The 15,804-nt window shown below is 40.0% G+C and carries 11 protein-coding genes; 7 read left to right on the top strand and 4 right to left on the bottom strand.

Annotated features, from left to right (window positions below):
* Position 1 precedes the first annotated feature (1 nt).
* Positions 2-2,443, top strand: a complete 2,442-nt coding sequence (locus tag BM107_RS15660; protein ID WP_090985042.1) for a bifunctional YncE family protein/alkaline phosphatase family protein — start codon at positions 2-4, stop codon at positions 2,441-2,443.
* Positions 2,444-2,553: 110 nt separating this feature from the next.
* On the opposite strand, the gene msrA is transcribed toward BM107_RS15660, so the two are convergent.
* The 3 genes from msrA to BM107_RS15645 all read right to left on the bottom strand — a co-directional run bounded on the left by msrA (position 2,554) and on the right by BM107_RS15645 (position 5,807).
* Positions 2,554-3,042 (bottom strand): peptide-methionine (S)-S-oxide reductase MsrA, encoded by a 489-nt coding sequence (msrA, locus tag BM107_RS15655; protein WP_090984981.1) that lies wholly within the window; start codon positions 3,040-3,042, stop codon positions 2,554-2,556.
* Positions 3,043-3,678: 636 nt separating this feature from the next.
* Positions 3,679-4,557: a hypothetical protein gene (locus tag BM107_RS15650; RefSeq protein WP_090984979.1), complete on the bottom strand. Its 879-nt coding sequence runs from the start codon at positions 4,555-4,557 to the stop codon at positions 3,679-3,681.
* A 2-nt stretch (positions 4,558-4,559) separates the two neighbouring features.
* Complete coding sequence (locus tag BM107_RS15645) at positions 4,560-5,807, bottom strand: YdcF family protein (protein WP_090984977.1); 1,248 nt, start codon at positions 5,805-5,807, stop codon at positions 4,560-4,562.
* 321 nt (positions 5,808-6,128) lie between these two features.
* Between BM107_RS15645 and BM107_RS15640 the strand changes: the two genes are divergently transcribed.
* Positions 6,129-9,410: a SusC/RagA family TonB-linked outer membrane protein gene (locus tag BM107_RS15640; protein ID WP_090984975.1), complete on the top strand. Its 3,282-nt coding sequence runs from the start codon at positions 6,129-6,131 to the stop codon at positions 9,408-9,410.
* Between the two features lie 10 nt (positions 9,411-9,420).
* Positions 9,421-10,950, top strand: coding sequence for a RagB/SusD family nutrient uptake outer membrane protein (locus BM107_RS15635; protein WP_090984973.1), 1,530 nt, complete (start codon positions 9,421-9,423; stop codon positions 10,948-10,950).
* Between the two features lie 381 nt (positions 10,951-11,331).
* On the opposite strand, the gene BM107_RS15625 is transcribed toward BM107_RS15635, so the two are convergent.
* Positions 11,332-11,979, bottom strand: coding sequence for a LexA family transcriptional regulator (locus BM107_RS15625; protein ID WP_090984969.1), 648 nt, complete (start codon positions 11,977-11,979; stop codon positions 11,332-11,334).
* A gap of 99 nt (positions 11,980-12,078) precedes the next feature.
* On the opposite strand from BM107_RS15625, the gene BM107_RS15620 reads away from it, so the two are divergent.
* From BM107_RS15620 to kduI, 4 genes are all read left to right on the top strand, one after another.
* Positions 12,079-13,248 (top strand): hypothetical protein, encoded by a 1,170-nt coding sequence (locus BM107_RS15620; protein ID WP_090984967.1) that lies wholly within the window; start codon positions 12,079-12,081, stop codon positions 13,246-13,248.
* A 4-nt stretch (positions 13,249-13,252) separates the two neighbouring features.
* Positions 13,253-14,065, top strand: a complete 813-nt coding sequence (locus BM107_RS15615) for a HEPN domain-containing protein (RefSeq protein WP_208864393.1) — start codon at positions 13,253-13,255, stop codon at positions 14,063-14,065.
* A gap of 553 nt (positions 14,066-14,618) precedes the next feature.
* On the top strand, positions 14,619-14,771 hold the full coding sequence (locus tag BM107_RS24715; protein WP_159435253.1) for a hypothetical protein: 153 nt from the start codon (positions 14,619-14,621) through the stop codon (positions 14,769-14,771).
* A 182-nt stretch (positions 14,772-14,953) separates the two neighbouring features.
* The gene (kduI, locus tag BM107_RS15610; protein WP_090984962.1) at positions 14,954-15,793 is read left to right on the top strand and encodes a 5-dehydro-4-deoxy-D-glucuronate isomerase; all 840 of its coding nucleotides are present in this window, start codon (positions 14,954-14,956) and stop codon (positions 15,791-15,793) included.
* Positions 15,794-15,804 lie beyond the last annotated feature (11 nt).

Genomic DNA, 15,804 nt, shown 5'->3' with positions numbered 1-15,804 from the left:
AATGAAAAAGTCATACCTATTTATATTATTCGGTTTCCTGTTTATCCAAAAAGGATTTGCACAATTACCGGGAAAAAACGAAACCACCCAGCAAATTTTATTGCCTAATGGCTGGAAATTAAGTCCGGCCGGGCATTCGGTACAACTGGGTGATTTGCCTTTAAATATGCAACTCAGCGCATCAGGTAAATATCTGGCCATTACCAATAATGGTCAGAGTACGCAGTCGCTGCAACTTATCGATCCTAAAACAGAACAAATTATAGACGAAAAGGTGCTGGGTAAGTCCTGGTACGGAATTGCTTTTAGTAAAGATGAAAAACACCTCTATGCATCAGGCGGTAACGATAACTGGATTCTGGATTTTAATATTGTAAACAATAAACTGGGCAAGAGTGATACCATTACTTTGGGGCCGGTTTGGCCAAAGGGTAAAATATGTCCTGCCGGTATTGTGGTAAATAGCAATAACAGTAAATTATTCACTGTTACCAAAGAAGATAGCGCCGTGTATATTATTGATCCGAAAGCAAAAAAGATTTTAAAACGGGTACAACTTCCTGCCATTGCCTATAGCTGTACGCTGGCTGCCGATGAGCGTAAATTGTATATTTCGCTCTGGGGCGGAAAAGCAGTGGCAGTTGTTGATCTGCAGGCAGAAAGCATTGTTCGTCAGATTCCTGTTGGCGATCATCCTAATGAACTCTTGCTTAATAAAAAAGGTAATATCCTGTATGTAGCCAATGCAAACGATAATACGGTTTCGGTAGTAAATACGCTGAACAACAAAGTAATTGAAACCATCTCTACCACGCTTTATGCCACACAGTTAACGGGTTCAACTACCAACGGCCTGGCTTTGAGTAGCAATGAAAAAACGCTCTATATTGCCAATGCTGACAACAATTGTTTAGCTGTGTTTGATGTAAGTAAACCCGGCGTAAGCCAGAGTCAGGGTTTTATACCGGTAGGATGGTATCCAACCAGCGTTAAGGTTTTAGGCTCGAAAATATTAGTTAGCAATGGTAAGGGCAATACCTCAATGGCGAACCCAAAGGGCCCCCAACCCGTTTCTAAAGTTGATAACAGCGATTATCATATGGGCAGTACGGCTAATAGCAGACTGCAATACATTGCCGGTTTGTTTAAAGGTACGCTGTCTTTTATCGATGCGCCAAAACCCGGGCAATTAAAAGTATATACTCAACGGGTTTATGCCAACACACCATTTAGCGACAAAAAAACGATAACGGCCGATGGTGAAGCAGGAAACCCGATTCCCAGAAAACAGGGCGAAAGATCTCCCATCAAACATGTTTTCTATATTATCAAAGAGAACCGTACTTACGATCAGGTATTGGGCGACATTAAAAAAGGAAACGGCGATTCTACGCTAACCCTTTTCGGGCGCAAAGTGACCCCTAATCAACATGCTCTGGCCGAGAATTTTGTATTGCTGGATAACTTTTATGTAGATGCAGAAGTAAGTGCCGACGGGCATAACTGGAGCATGGCGGCTTACGCAACTGACGTAGTGGAAAAAACATGGCCAACCAGTTATGGGGCCCGTGGTGGGAGTACCACTTTCGAAGGTGGCAGGCCGGTAACTTATCCGAAAGGAGGTTTTATCTGGGATTATTGCCAGCGGGCGGGAATCAGTTACCGCAGTTACGGTGAGTTTGGATCTTATGCTAAAGCCAATATCAAATCGTTACAGGGGCATATGTGTCCGTCTTCTCCGGGTTTTGATATGGATATTAAAGATCAGGTGCGTGTAGATGCCTGGCAGCACGATTTTGATTCTTTATTGGTAGCCGGTGCGGTACCGCAGTTCAATACTCTACGGATTTCAAACGATCATACCAGTGGCCAGAAGAAAGGAAAATACTCGCCACAGGCAGCGGTTGCCGATAATGATCTGGCAGTAGGCCGAATCATTGAACACCTTTCGCACAGTAAGGTTTGGAACGAATCAGTTGTGTTTATTTTAGAAGATGATGCACAAAACGGGCCAGACCATGTAGATGCACACCGTTCTCCGGCTTATGTAATAGGCCCGTATGTGAAAAGAAATGTGGCGGTACATACCATGTATTCTACTTCAGGTTTTCTGCGTACCATGGAACTGATTTTAGGCTTACCGCCTATGAGCCAGTACGATGCAGGAGCAATGCCATTGTATGAGTGCTTTACAGCTAAGCCAGATTTTACACCATACAATGCGTTACAACCCCTTATTGATTTAGATACCCGGAACGTGGCGGTTAACGAAAGCAGCAGACGTTCTGAACTGTTCAATTTTGCGAAAGAAGATTCGGCACCTGATTTGGATTTAAATGAAGTGGTGTGGAAATCGGTTAAGGGCGAGCAATCGGTAATGCCTGCTCCAAAACGTAGTGCTTTTGTGATTTTGGAGAAGAAGAAAAAAGATGAAGATGATTAGAACTTCTGTGATGATCTGGTTTTTAAACAAAAAGGCAATTTTTCGGTTAAGAAAGTTGCCTTTTTGTGTTGTTCATTCGCTATACGCCAAACGCCCAGCGCTAAGCTGATTTATAACTTCCAATCCGGCCTTTCAAAATGGCAGGTATAACCGTAAGGATTTTTCTGCAAATAGTCCTGATGTTCTTCTTCCGCATTCCAGAAATCGGTTTCAGGTACCACCTCAGTTACAATTTTGCCCGGCCATTTGCCCGAAGCATCCAATTCAGCAATCAGTGTCTCAGCAGTTTTTTTCTGTTCTTCACTATTATAAAATATAGCTGAACGGTAAGATGTACCTACATCATTTCCCTGTCTGTTGCGTGTGCTCGGATCGTGGATCTGGAAAAAGTATTCCAATAGTTTGCGATAAGTTAAAACGGTTGGGTCAAAGGTAACTTCAATGGCTTCGGCATGTGTGCCATGGTTCCGGTAGGTGGCATTGGGAACATCGCCACCAGTGTATCCAACAACCGTTGAGATAACGCCAGGGTAATGACGGATCAGTTCTTCTACGCCCCAAAAGCAGCCGCCGGCAAGAATGGCTTTTTCAGTATTCATATATCTTTCCTCTTTTTGATTACATAAAGATACGGTGAAGATGTGTAAAAGGAAAGTAAAGAAGGGTAGGTATATTCATGAGAGTCTGTCCTTAAGAGATAAATTTATTTCGGTCGGTGTGTATCCACAAACCATCCTTGATTATTTCCTTTTCGTTCTGTGAGGACACAGACCGAGGATAGAGGTAGCCGCAAACTTATGTTTTGGAGCGCAAGGTCTGTAAATAACACTAAGTTTCTTCCCGTCTTTTGCGTTTACGCTTTGCTGCCTCGTACCTCGTTGCTGCAGGGTAACGCTTCAACCGCGGCTAAGTGGCTTTTGCAGCATTTCATACTAAGGGTTGCAGGGTGCAGCGCCCATTGTTCCTAAACGCGATTGAGCGGAATAGCCCGGAGCGCAGCGAGGACTATAAGCGAAAGCGGGACTGCGAGCCTCCAAGAACTACAGGTTGCTCATTTTCTAAATAATCTATTGATGTCGGTCGTTGTGACACCAACTGATAGGATAAACTAGATTTCAATAACTCTGTTGAAAAGATCTCTCCATTTCGCTGCGCTACAGTCGAGATGACGAATTTTTTCGGGAAATCTGTCAATGGTAGCGGAGTCTAAGGAAGCTTGAATATCATGTTGATTATCAATAACTACCAAAAGCGAAATCTATAAAACTTATATTGTTTTTACGCGATGAGCTTACGGCGATGCCTTTATTCGCTTTATCAGTAAAAGTAAAACCTTCCAGTTCGTCTTGTTTATCGGCATCAATTACATTTAAAACAACCTCTTGACCTTTAGTTAATGATTTTTCGAGATCAATAAAGGTAAACCTCCATTTACGGCCTTCGATCTGATTTTGGATTAAAACCAGTATTCCTTTATCTGCAATGTAATGTAAGTTTTGTACCCAAGGTGAACAGGTGAATTTTTTGAAAAGTACACCTTTTTCGCTGGTTTTATTGGCTTTCGATAAGGCTTCTGGATTGTATAAACGTACTTCGTTAGCTTTATTGCCATAATCGGCTGTGGCCACATACCAATTGCCTTTGTAATTTACGTATTCTGGCCGCGTGCCCTGAATACAGGCATCATCCTCAATGGTTTTAATCAGGTTGCTATCTAATTTTCGGCTTTTTAAAAAAACTGACCAATTGATGCAGTTAATTTCTGCTTTCCAAAGTGTGCCTGCTGCATTTTGTTTAACCGAGTTGCCCACAAACGTTGGTAAGCCTTTGTGGTAGGCAATGCCAGTAGGATGTTTAATTACGTTTTTGCCTTTAATGGTAAATTTGTATTCCTTATGCTCATAAATAAGCGAATCTTTCTGAAGTTTATATTCGCGCATTATACCAACTTCTCTATCCCCATACAGAAAATAATGCCCGCTCTGCTTCGAAATACCCTGGCAGGCACCTAAGGAATCAAGAGTAATTGTTTTCGCTATTTTTCCTTCTGTTTTGCTGTATCTCGCAACAAAAAACATCACAATCAGGACTAAAACAGGGTTTAGTGTTTTCATGATTAAGGATCTAGGGGTTCATCAAAATCGATCTGTAAAGAATTGGTATTCAGGTAAAATTCTGATTCGGTTTCACTCAGTCGTTTTCCACTTTTATAAGGATAATAACCGAGTTCTTTTTTACAACGTTCGGGCAGGATATCGGTGATGTAGTAGCTCTGCGATTTTACGGTACAAACCATTCCAGCTTTATCTACCGGCATGCCATACCTGAACATCAGTCTGGCGCAGTTACGTAAATTAGTAGTGGTGTGGCGGGCGTGGGGTTCCATAATAATGGCGCTTTCAGGTATTTGGAGCACTCTCATTAGAAACTTTTTCATTTCATAGGCTTCGCTAAACTTGGTTTTATAGGGATGTACCCTGCCACCAGATACCACAATAAATGGCGCCATACCTTTTTTATACTGTAGGGCCGCTAAACGGCAGCGGATCATTCCGCCGGGGCTTAGGGCAACATCTTTTTCTTCAGGTCCTGCACCCGGAATCAGGATTACGCTGTAAGGGTATTTCTTCCAATCCACTTTTTTGAGCTGTTGAATGGCTGCCAGGTTTACACCTTTGGCCATCGGTTCATAATCTGCAGCATCATCACGTTCATTGAGTTCTAATGCCTGAATTGCAAATTGCATAGTGGGTTCAAAAAACAGTTTATTATTTCCTTGTAAGGCTAACCAGGCATTGGCTGCCGTGAGTTCTGCAAATTCTTTATCCTTTACTTTAAAACTGATGGAATCTATTTTCGGGTAATTGGGTTTATTTCCCTCTACATATACGCCAATAGCGTAATTAATGGCATTTGCATCTTGCTCCCATGCCTTAATCAATAGGTTTTGATGCTGTTCTTTGGCAAAAAGGGCATAACACCCTGATGGAAGGAGGTGGTTTTTGATCAATCTTCCGAATAGATTATTTTCTGTGTAAAGCTTGGCTAACCGGTTTCCGATACCGGATATTTCATCATCGGTAAATTTTAAAGCTTTCGCATAACAGGTAATATCGGTTCTACAGGTTTTAATTGCTTCGTTTATGCGGAGCGTTTTTAATTGATAGATGGCGTTTAGTACCGTATCTGTACTGAGCGTTTGACGGAACTCTGGCAATTGTTCGAAAAGTGTTAGCAGATAATAATTTTTGTACTGTACAGCATTTCTGGTTTGGATAATTTGATAAGATGGCGAGGGCATTTCCTGTGCAGCTAAGCCTTGGCACAACAGGTAAATTACCAGAAAAAGATAGCAGAGTTTCATCTAAAAGTTTTGGGTGTGAAATTAAACGCCTGCCATTAAACCAAAATTAAGCAAGTGTTATCCTTTAGCTCAAGTAAATCGATTTATAAATATTTGGTTCGAGTTAATATTAACTTAAAGAAGCTATTCTTATTGGTGTAAAGAGTTAACACAGGGGATACATCGCGTTAAAAATGCACCGCTACTTTTGCGGCGGTAGAACGCTCAAAAAAATTACTCGTCAATTTTAAAAGGATAAGCCTATGTAAATGTGAAATCTACGCTTCTACTTAAAAACACAAAACCCAATTATATTTCAAAACCATTACTAAGAACAAAAAGATGACATCATTTTTTTTAACCGCAGGTATAAATCGTACTTGCAGGAAATTGCTTTTGCCCTTAGGTTTACTGGCCATCTGTAATGCTAATGCAATAGCAATAAACCATGGTGAAGCTGTTTCGGCCTTATACCATAAAGCATTTGCCACGGTGAGCGGAACAGTTACCGATCAAAATAACCAACCATTACCTGGTGTTAGTGTCTTCGAAAAGAAAACAAAAAAAACTACAGTTACAGATTCCAACGGCAGATATTCAATTAATGTAGAAGAAGGTGCAATCCTTGTATTTTCATATATCGGTTACGATAACCAGGAGGTTGTAGTTAATGGCCGTCAGAATATTAATGTTGTTTTAAAAGAAAGCAGTAATACTTTAAATGAAGTGGTGGCCATTGGTTATCAGAAGATCAGAAAATCGGATGTAACAGGTGCCATCAGCAGTGTTAAAGCCAGCGAAATGAATTTAACTTCTCCTACGGTTGGTCAGGCTTTGGTTGGTAAAGTTGCCGGCGTGCAGGTATCTCAAACCAGCGGTGCGCCGTATTCCGGCACCAAAATCAGGGTAAGAGGTATTGGTTCCATTAATGCCAGTTCAGATCCTTTATATGTAATTGACGGGTATCCGGCAGGAAATAACGTATCCATTAATCCAGAGGATATTGAAACCATCGATATTCTAAAAGATGCCGCTTCTGCTGCCATTTATGGTTCAAGGGCATCGGGAGGGGTAGTGTTAATTACCACCAAAAGAGGTACGGATGGAAAAGGAAGATTTGAGTATGATGTCCAGGGTGGCGTTTCTCAGCTGGCTAAAAAAGTAAAACTCTTGGATGCCAACCAGTTTATCCAGCTTTTAATCGACGGGCGTAACAATGCCTATAAAGATTTATGGGTAAATGCCGGAAAAACCTGGAACGATGCCATGTTTAGTGATAACAATGCTACGCGTATTGCCAATGTGGGTAACGGAAGTAGTGTGAGTATACCTGCAGATCTTTATAATTTTAGTACACAACAAGCTATTCCTGCTAAGTACAATACCGATTGGCAGGACGAACTTTATCGCAATGCCACTTTTCAACGCCATAACCTTTCCTTTTCTGGCGGTACTAAAGATATTAAGTACTTTTTAAGTGGTGGTTACCAGAATAATAACGGTATTGTAACCAATACTAACCAAAAGGTTACCAACTTCAGGGCTAATATAGATGGCAAGGTGAGCGAGCGTTTACGTGTAGGCGCGAACATCTCGTACACACAGAACGATAATCGCGAAGTGAGGGAAGGTCGTTATGATTTAAGTCCGATGATGTCGGCTTTGATTTACCTGCCATATCTACCTGCAACGGATGCGAATGGTAATCCCATCCAGTTTGGCATGGGCGCTTTAGCCTCTCAATATGGTATCCAGAATCCTGAAAATCCTTTGGCTACAGTTGAACAGGTAAAAATTACCAGAAAGGGAGCGAGAAGCACCTATAATGCCAACGCTACTTATAAAATATTGGAAGGATTAGATTTTAAAGCCAATTTAGGTACACAGACCTATAACGAGAAATATGATTTTTATCTGCCAACCAGCTTAAGTAATGGTAATAATCCACCTTATTCTACTGCTTCGATAGCGGTAGCGAATGCTATTGCACAAACGCTTAGTCAGGTTGATCAGCTTGGTGAGTTTACCTTAAACTACAATAAAACCTTTGGTAAACATAAAATTGATGTGCTCGGCGGCTATTCTGCGCAGAAAACAAATAGTGATCTGATCCGTATCTCTGCCAGTGGTTTTCAGAATGATAATATTGGCGAAATTACCGATAAAGGTGCTGATGCAGGATTTTTAACTTTAATAACTGATGGAGCAAACAAAACAGCAAAATCTACCAATACTTTGCTTTCTTATTTCGGCCGTTTCAGTTATAATTATGCAGGAAAATATTTTCTGACCGGTTCATTCCGCCGTGATGGATCATCAAGGTTTGGCCCTTTAAATAAATATGGCAATTTCCCTTCAATAGCTGCAGGATGGAATCTTTCCGAAGAAGATTTCTATAACAGTTTTCTTGGCGAACAATCTACCGTTAAGTTAAGGGCAAGCTGGGGTTTAAGTGGAAATAATAATATTCCGAATTACAGGACACAGCAAGAAATGAGTGCACCAAATGGTGTTGTATTCGGTAGCGCCATATCTACGGCTATCTGGCCAAATGCCATTCAAGATCCGAAATTAGGCTGGGAATCTACATCCCAATACAATTTTGGTACTGATATCAGCTTGTTCCGCAACCGTTTATCCATTATCGCCAATTATTACCTGAGTTATTCTTACAACCTGTTGTTCAATCAGCCAGTTTCCGGAATTTCAGGTACCTCGTCTATCCTGACTAATCTGAATGATAGCAAAATCCGTAACAAAGGTTTCGATTTGCAGTTGGATGGAAGAATTATCCAAAATCAGGATTTTACTTTGGGCTTAAGCGGTAATATTGCCGTTAACCGTAATAAGGTTTTAAATATGGGTGGCGCAAGTAGCATCTTTACCAATGGTGCGGAGCGCTCATACATTACACACACTACGCAGGAAGGGTATCCGGTAGGCATGTTTTACGGATTTAAGGTTTTAGGTCGTTTGACGGCAGATAATGTCGGAAAGGTTGCTGCATCAGCTTCTTCAACTAATCCCGCAAAAATCGGTGATTCATATTTCCAGGATACTGATGGCAATGGCATTGTGAATGACGCAGACAAAACGGTAATCGGCACACCATACCCGAAATTTACCTACGGTTTTGCCTTAAATACTGCTTATAAAACTTTCGACTTAAGGGCGTCATTTAACGGATCGTATGGGAACCAGGTGTTAGATGGACAAGATTACTATCTGTATAACTTTGAAGGTTCAGGTAACCAGTATGTAGAGGTTGCCGATCGTTATAGAAACGAAGCCAATCCTGGTAGTGGTTTAAACTACCGAGCGTCTCGTGCAGGTACACAAAGTAACAGTACCCGTTTATCGTCATTTTATATTCAGGATGGCTCTTACTTCAGGTGTACCAATATTACTTTAGGTTATAGTTTTCCAAAGCAACTGGCCAATACGCTTAAAGTAAGTAATATCCGTGTTTATGCGAGTGTAGATAATGCATTTACCATTACAAAATACAAAGGTTATAATCCTGAGGTGGATTATAGCGGAGGTGCCAATTTAACACCTGGCGTGGATTATGGTAACTATCCGCTAGCCAGAACCTATAATTTTGGTATTAAATTAACTTTTTAAAATTCAGAACATGACAAAAAATATTTATATCGGTTTAGCTCTGGCTGTTGTGCTAAGCATTGGTGCTTGTAAAAAGGATTTTCTGGATCAAAAGAATCCAAATGCAGTAGCACCTGAAAATTATTTTAAAACAGAAAATGATGTTTTACTGGCCGTAAATGGTGCTTATCAATCGTTGAGAAGCAGCAATACTATGGGTGAAAACAGTGGTTTATTTACCGATGAACGCTCTGACGATACAGGAAGAAATGATAACCAGAGTAATGCAGGTGAACCTTTTCAGTTTAACGATTTTTCCCTGCTGCCAAGTAATTCCTACCTGAAAGCCCATTGGTTGGCCCTTTACAATGCGATAACCAGATCCAATTTTATTTTATCCAACATTGATAAAGCGAATTTTACCACTCAGGCTAATAAGGCAAATTACGCTGCAGAAGCTAAATTCATCAGGGCCATTATGTATTTCGAACTGGTACGGAAGTGGGGCGCTGTACCATTGGTAACAAAACAATTATCAACCAATGAAGAGGTGATACCCTTTGTTTTTCGGGCGCCTGAGGCGGATGTTTACAACCAGATTGTAGCCGATTTAAAAGATGGGTTAAATAGTACGCTACCAAACTTTCCGGTGCTAGCGAATATCGGCAGAACATCCAAAGCGGCAATTAATGCTTACCTGGGTAAGGTTTATTTAACCATGGCGGCCACCCTGCCAAACAATAAGGCCGAAAACCTTTCCAATGCCAATACTTACCTAACGGCTGCTTATAATATGAAAGCTTTTGGCAACCTTTCTGAAATTCCTTATACCGACGTTTTCGATGTGGCCAAGAAAGCCACCTGTAAAGAACTGATTTTCCAGATTTCTTACAAACAGGGCGATATTAATTACAGCTCCAGCATTGCCGCTAATAACCAGGCAAAAGGCGAAACCATTAATTCGTTAAAGGTTTCAACTGGTATCGGTGGAAATGTGAAGTTAGATCTGATCAACGAGTACGAAACAAGTGATTTAAGAAAAGATTTCTCTGTAAAATACGCTAACGATGCAACCGTAAAAGATTGGTTTATTACCAAATTCCGTGATGCCAGTGCCTTGGCCACCAACAATGGTTATGGCGGTAATGATTGGATTTTGATGCGTTATGCCGACGTAATTTTAATGCTTGCTGAAGTTAATATGTTGCAGGGCAATGATGCCGTAGCTATTCAATATTTAGATATGGTCAGAACAAGAGCAGGTATGCCTGTTTATGCGGTTGCCAAAACCGACGTTAATTATGCGGCTAAATTCCCGACTTTAAAACTGGCTATTTTGCATGAGCGTAGGGTAGAATTCGCCTTTGAGCACCAAAGATGGTTTGATTTGATCAGAAATTTTACCGCGGCAGAGTTGGTTACTTACTTAAAAGCGAAACCACAGTCGGCGTATGGAATTGCTAAGCTGGCTAACGTAACCACAAAAGACAGGTATTTCCCTATTCCTTTTGATGAGGTAAAACTGGATCCGGTTAAAATGTATCAGAATCCGGGTTATTAAACGAACTGTAATATATTAAGAAAAGCGGCCTGATCATTGATCGGACCGCTTTTTTGTTATGATTTTAGTTGTGGATAAACCCACAGTAAAATGGCTCGGATTAGAAATCCAGACAAAATATATTCGTCATTGCGAGAAGGCTTTTTCAGCCGACGAAGCAATCTTTACAGCAAGGATCATTAGCGTGAAAGATTGCTTCGTCGTTCCTCCTCGCAATGACGACTTTTTTAGGGATGGATTCTGTCAATTTATAAACAGACTCCAATACAGCGTTTTTAAATCTGCGGATTAGCGGAACCTTTTATATTATTTCAGTAAATTATATGGCATTTTGCTGATGCAATTAACCAATTTAAACAGTTAACCGATTAACCCGCACCATTATATAACATTCCTCGTAATTTTACCCTTAATGATGTAAAGTGCCTGGATATTTTTCTTACTGATTACCGTATCGCCTTTAAAATTCGGGTTTGAAGAGCGGAGGATGAGTTTGGTATCGTCAGTGTGCTGAAAAATGAGTTTGATGGTGCGCAGGCTGTTACTGTCTTCATCCGTCATCACCACATAAGCCTCTCCCCACTGCAGGATTTCGTAATTGGTAATTTCTTTTATCGCTATAATTTCACCTGCGGCATACTGCGGTGCCATGCTGTCACCATAAACCGGTAAATAGGCCGTACAATCATTAAAAGGCAGATAGTTTACCAGGTATTCCGCCCGTTGCTCTTCCACAATGTGTTCTTTCGCATCCGACAGGCTCATATCAAAATAAGGAACACCTTCTTTGCTTTCGCCAACAGCTGGCTTCTTTTTGAAGAAAGGCTCACCAATTCCATCTTCCAGCCAGGTTAAATTGACGTCGAATTTCATCTCCAACCTATCTTTAATCGCATTAGATACATTAACCCTTTCTCTTAAAATATCTGATAATGAACCCTGTTGAATATTTAATGCAGCAGCAAAATCCTTTTGAGTCTTAAAATGCAGTAATTCCATTAATCTTTTTAAGCGCTGATTTTCATTCATAACGGTAATTGTTGATAAGTTTATCTTATTAAAATTAGATTAACTTATTTTATTTTGCTAAATTCGTTAGCTAATATAATCATTTTAAAATTAAACAATATGGAAGCGAATACGAATTTTAAAAACGAAACGATGGCACTTATCGGTGCGATTGAAAGCTTTTTTTCTACAAACAGTGTAGACTATCATTTGAACTTTCTAAAAAACTGGTTAAATCCGCCCCGTAACGAATTCGATTTCTCGCCCCAGAAGCATCCTGCTCAGCTGTTGGTATTTTATGAAAAACTCGTTCCGCTTTTCGATTATTCGGATTTGGTTTTTAACCATATTGAAACTGATAAAGCATTTATAGAGGCGATTTCTGCTGATGAATGCGGTGTAGAACGCGAAATGGTACTACTTAAGTATTGTCCGAAATTATTGAGCAGCGGAGAAGTGAAAAATCCAAAACTTACCTTTCTGGATATTTTCTTGTTCTTCCAGTCAGATACCTATAAAGTGATGTATAAAGAGTGGTTGCTGGCCGCATTAGAAAATAACCTCGATCTTGATTGGGACCAACATATTTTTCCTTTTTACGAAAACACCAAAAAAATGCTGGAGGCTTGTTGGCTCATACACGAAAGGATCGTTACCAGAAATAGTTTTAAAAGTATCGATCGGTATTATCATATGGCCATTTTCGAAAGTACATCGCCCCTGGCTTTTGAACAGGAAGTATTTAACGATCCATTTAAGGTAATAGAATTTTTCTTTAGCCTTGATAACCTAAGCGGGCATAAAACCTATCTAAAAAACTGGTATAAAGCTGCCCTGGCTGAAGAAAAGTGTTTGAGCGATGTGGCCGATTATTTTTTTCTCTATAACCAGTTTATCAAATTGCTAAACGCCGGTTTTTTGATTACCGCTAAAAACTTAACTTACCAGGGTACACCGCCCAAAAATTTGCTTATTGCTACAGATCAGTCAAAAAACAGCGGTACCCATAAAGGCCTGTGCGAGGTAAATACACTGGCTGCCATGCATATCGAAAATCCCTATCTGTTTGTAACGTCTTTTTTTATTCCCGAAAAAATTAAGCAACTGCGTTTAGGGCTCCTGGAATGGTTTTATGCTGCATTCAGTACCAAAAGCAGCATTAAATTACTGGATAAGGAATTCCTGTTTGAACAGTATGAATCCATGCTGATGATTATAGAAGCTTTTTTTTTAATCATTACCAATCCTCCCTTAACTGAAACTGAAGAAAGGTACCATTATGCGGAGTAAGTTTTTGAATCCAGAACATGCTGCATTAAAAGATGAAAGCATGTTACGTTTGTTAAAGGCTATTACGGCCGCAGTTCCTGTTCAATGTGTTTATCTCCATAATAACTTTCTGGCCGGTAAGGCCGTTCAGGAAATCCTGATTATGGTTTCTTTTAAACAGGTACGTATTTTAAATGAATTAATACCGGTGTTAAATATTGTATTTAACGGGCAAATGGAACTGAGCTATCGGGTTTTTCATGTACATGAGGTAGAGCAGGCCCTGTTGGCGGGAAGTTTATTCTTTTACTACGCCACCGTTGCGCAAAATTGTTTATTTAGTAAATCCGGTCATCTTTTTGATGGTGGTACACCTAAGTTTATTGCAGACCAGGTAAGTGCTAAGTACCGGCATGGAATTGATAAGGCCAATAAATTTTTGGTAGGTGCAACCTTCTACTTTAAACAACAAAATTTTGAATACTGCACTTTCATGCTGCATCAGGTTTTTGATCTGATGTATCGGGCCATCGAGATTCTGGTCATGGGAAAAGATAAAAAAACACACCGCATCAGGGTTCATCAATTGTATATTAAGCCTTATGTAAAACCGCTTTCAGTATTATTTAATGATAGTGAGGAAGAAGTTACCCTTTTGCATTTGCTTGATGAGGCTTACCTGGCTGTGAGGTACGAAAACAGTTATGTTATTGGTGAGCAAGATTTGTTACACCTGTTTGAAAAAGCAGATTTATTGTATGTGGTTGCAGAACAGGTTTATCAGCGTATCATGAATAATCATTTCGATCAACAGCGGAGCACCATAGATGCGGGTTAAGTGTTAAAACAGCATATTAAAAGCATTCATCTATTTTATTGGAAATTTAGGGTTCGGTATTTCTTCGGCAAGGGCAGTTCCGTTATTCGCTTTATTCCGATATTTTATAATACCGAGTGGACACATCTTTTTTAAGAATAGTTTAGGCATTTTGCTAAGCAACTTTAATAAAGCATGGGTTTTAACTAAGGACGCTGTCAATCCCAGGAGCCAGGGGAATCAAAAAAACAGTTGCAGTTCAGATAAATTAGCACTAACAAACCTGAAGCGCAGTGGTTTTGTGTTCATAACGATAATTAAATTTTTCTAAAAAATATTGAACACAAAACGAAGTGCCACTGTTTTTTTGATGCGTATGGGATTGTGCAAAAGGCTCATTGCTGGATTGACGAAGCGCTTTGGGTACTTTGGCGCTCCAAAGTACCATGCCCCCGCGGCATAGAGCGGAAATAAATCCATTACATCCAGCTATACTTTTTGAGATATTAAATCCTCCTAAGATGCTGAAATAAATTCAGCATGACGATCGCCCTAAAAATATGTGCTAAAAACAATGATCACTAATATAAATGTTTCCATACAAAAGGATAGCGGCGGACACGAACCCGATATTTCATCGGGTGAAGTAAAGCGGATAGCGGGAAGAAACTTTAATCATTGCATAGAAAGCCGCTCTCCAAACAACTCAGCATTACTTAGATTTTAAGTCTGCATGTTAATAAAATTGATTACTTTTCATTAAAACGAATGTTTAGTACCCTAAAATTAAGAAACCATAAAAAAGGATTATAAAATTGAGTATTAATACCAATAATAAGTATCGTATAAATATATTTGTGGATAGGATCTGATATCATTTCAGATTTCTCTCAAACTCAATTTTAACCAATGAACAAATTCGAAAGCCGTTACGCCCAAAGCCCCAAAGAAGTTAAACAAATGGATACCGCTGCTTTGCGGGATAACTTTTTGATTGAAAACGTATTTGAAGCCAACCAGGTAAACCTCACCTTATCTCATTTTGACAGGTATATTGTTGGTGGTGCCATGCCGGTTGATCAAAAAATAGCATTGCCAAACCCTGATGATTTAAAAGCAAATTACTTTTTGGAGCGCAGGGAACTGGGAATCATCAATGTTGGTGGAAAAGCAATAGTAACAGCTGACGGAGAAACATACGAACTGGATTATAAAGAAGCTTTGTATATCGGTAAAGGTACAAAAGAAGTGTTTTTTGAATCTGCCAACTTGGGCGAAGCAACGAAATTATACATCAATTCTGCCCCGGCACACCATAGCTATCCTACTAAAAAAGTAAGCAAAGCTGAAGCGGAGATTGTAGAATTGGGTACGCCTGAAACAGCAAATCATAGAATAATCAATAAGTTATTGGTAAACAGTGTTTTGCCAACCTGCCAGTTGCAAATGGGAATGACCGAATTAAAATCGGGCAGTGTTTGGAATACCATGCCGGCACATACACATGATAGAAGGATGGAAGCCTATTTCTATTTTGAGGTTCCGAACGGGCAAAGTGTTTGCCACTTTATGGGACAACCGCAAGAAACCCGCCATATCTGGATGCAGAATGATCAGGCGGTGATTTCGCCAAACTGGTCTATCCATTCGGGAGCAGGCACAAGCAATTACACTTTTATTTGGGGTATGGCCGGCGAAAACTTAGATTATGGCGACATGGATCACTGTGCCATTACCGAACTGAAATAATTTATTTAAGA

Source organism: Pedobacter suwonensis (assembly GCF_900111825.1).
In the GTDB taxonomy this organism is placed as follows: domain Bacteria; phylum Bacteroidota; class Bacteroidia; order Sphingobacteriales; family Sphingobacteriaceae; genus Pedobacter; species Pedobacter suwonensis.
This window is presented reverse-complemented; position numbering and strand designations above follow the sequence as displayed.

Bases quoted from the DNA above. Each gene is read 5' to 3' on its own strand.
- BM107_RS15660 (WP_090985042.1), top strand. From the start codon at position 2: ATGAAAAAGTCATACCTATTTATATTATTCGGTTTCCTGTTTATCCAA.
- msrA (WP_090984981.1), bottom strand. From the start codon at position 3,042: ATGAATACTGAAAAAGCCATTCTTGCCGGCGGCTGCTTTTGGGGCGTA.
- BM107_RS15650 (WP_090984979.1), bottom strand. From the start codon at position 4,557: ATGAAAACACTAAACCCTGTTTTAGTCCTGATTGTGATGTTTTTTGTT.
- BM107_RS15645 (WP_090984977.1), bottom strand. From the start codon at position 5,807: ATGAAACTCTGCTATCTTTTTCTGGTAATTTACCTGTTGTGCCAAGGC.
- BM107_RS15640 (WP_090984975.1), top strand. From the start codon at position 6,129: ATGACATCATTTTTTTTAACCGCAGGTATAAATCGTACTTGCAGGAAA.
- BM107_RS15635 (WP_090984973.1), top strand. From the start codon at position 9,421: ATGACAAAAAATATTTATATCGGTTTAGCTCTGGCTGTTGTGCTAAGC.
- BM107_RS15625 (WP_090984969.1), bottom strand. From the start codon at position 11,979: ATGAATGAAAATCAGCGCTTAAAAAGATTAATGGAATTACTGCATTTT.
- BM107_RS15620 (WP_090984967.1), top strand. From the start codon at position 12,079: ATGGAAGCGAATACGAATTTTAAAAACGAAACGATGGCACTTATCGGT.
- BM107_RS24715 (WP_159435253.1), top strand. From the start codon at position 14,619: ATGATCACTAATATAAATGTTTCCATACAAAAGGATAGCGGCGGACAC.
- kduI (WP_090984962.1), top strand. From the start codon at position 14,954: ATGAACAAATTCGAAAGCCGTTACGCCCAAAGCCCCAAAGAAGTTAAA.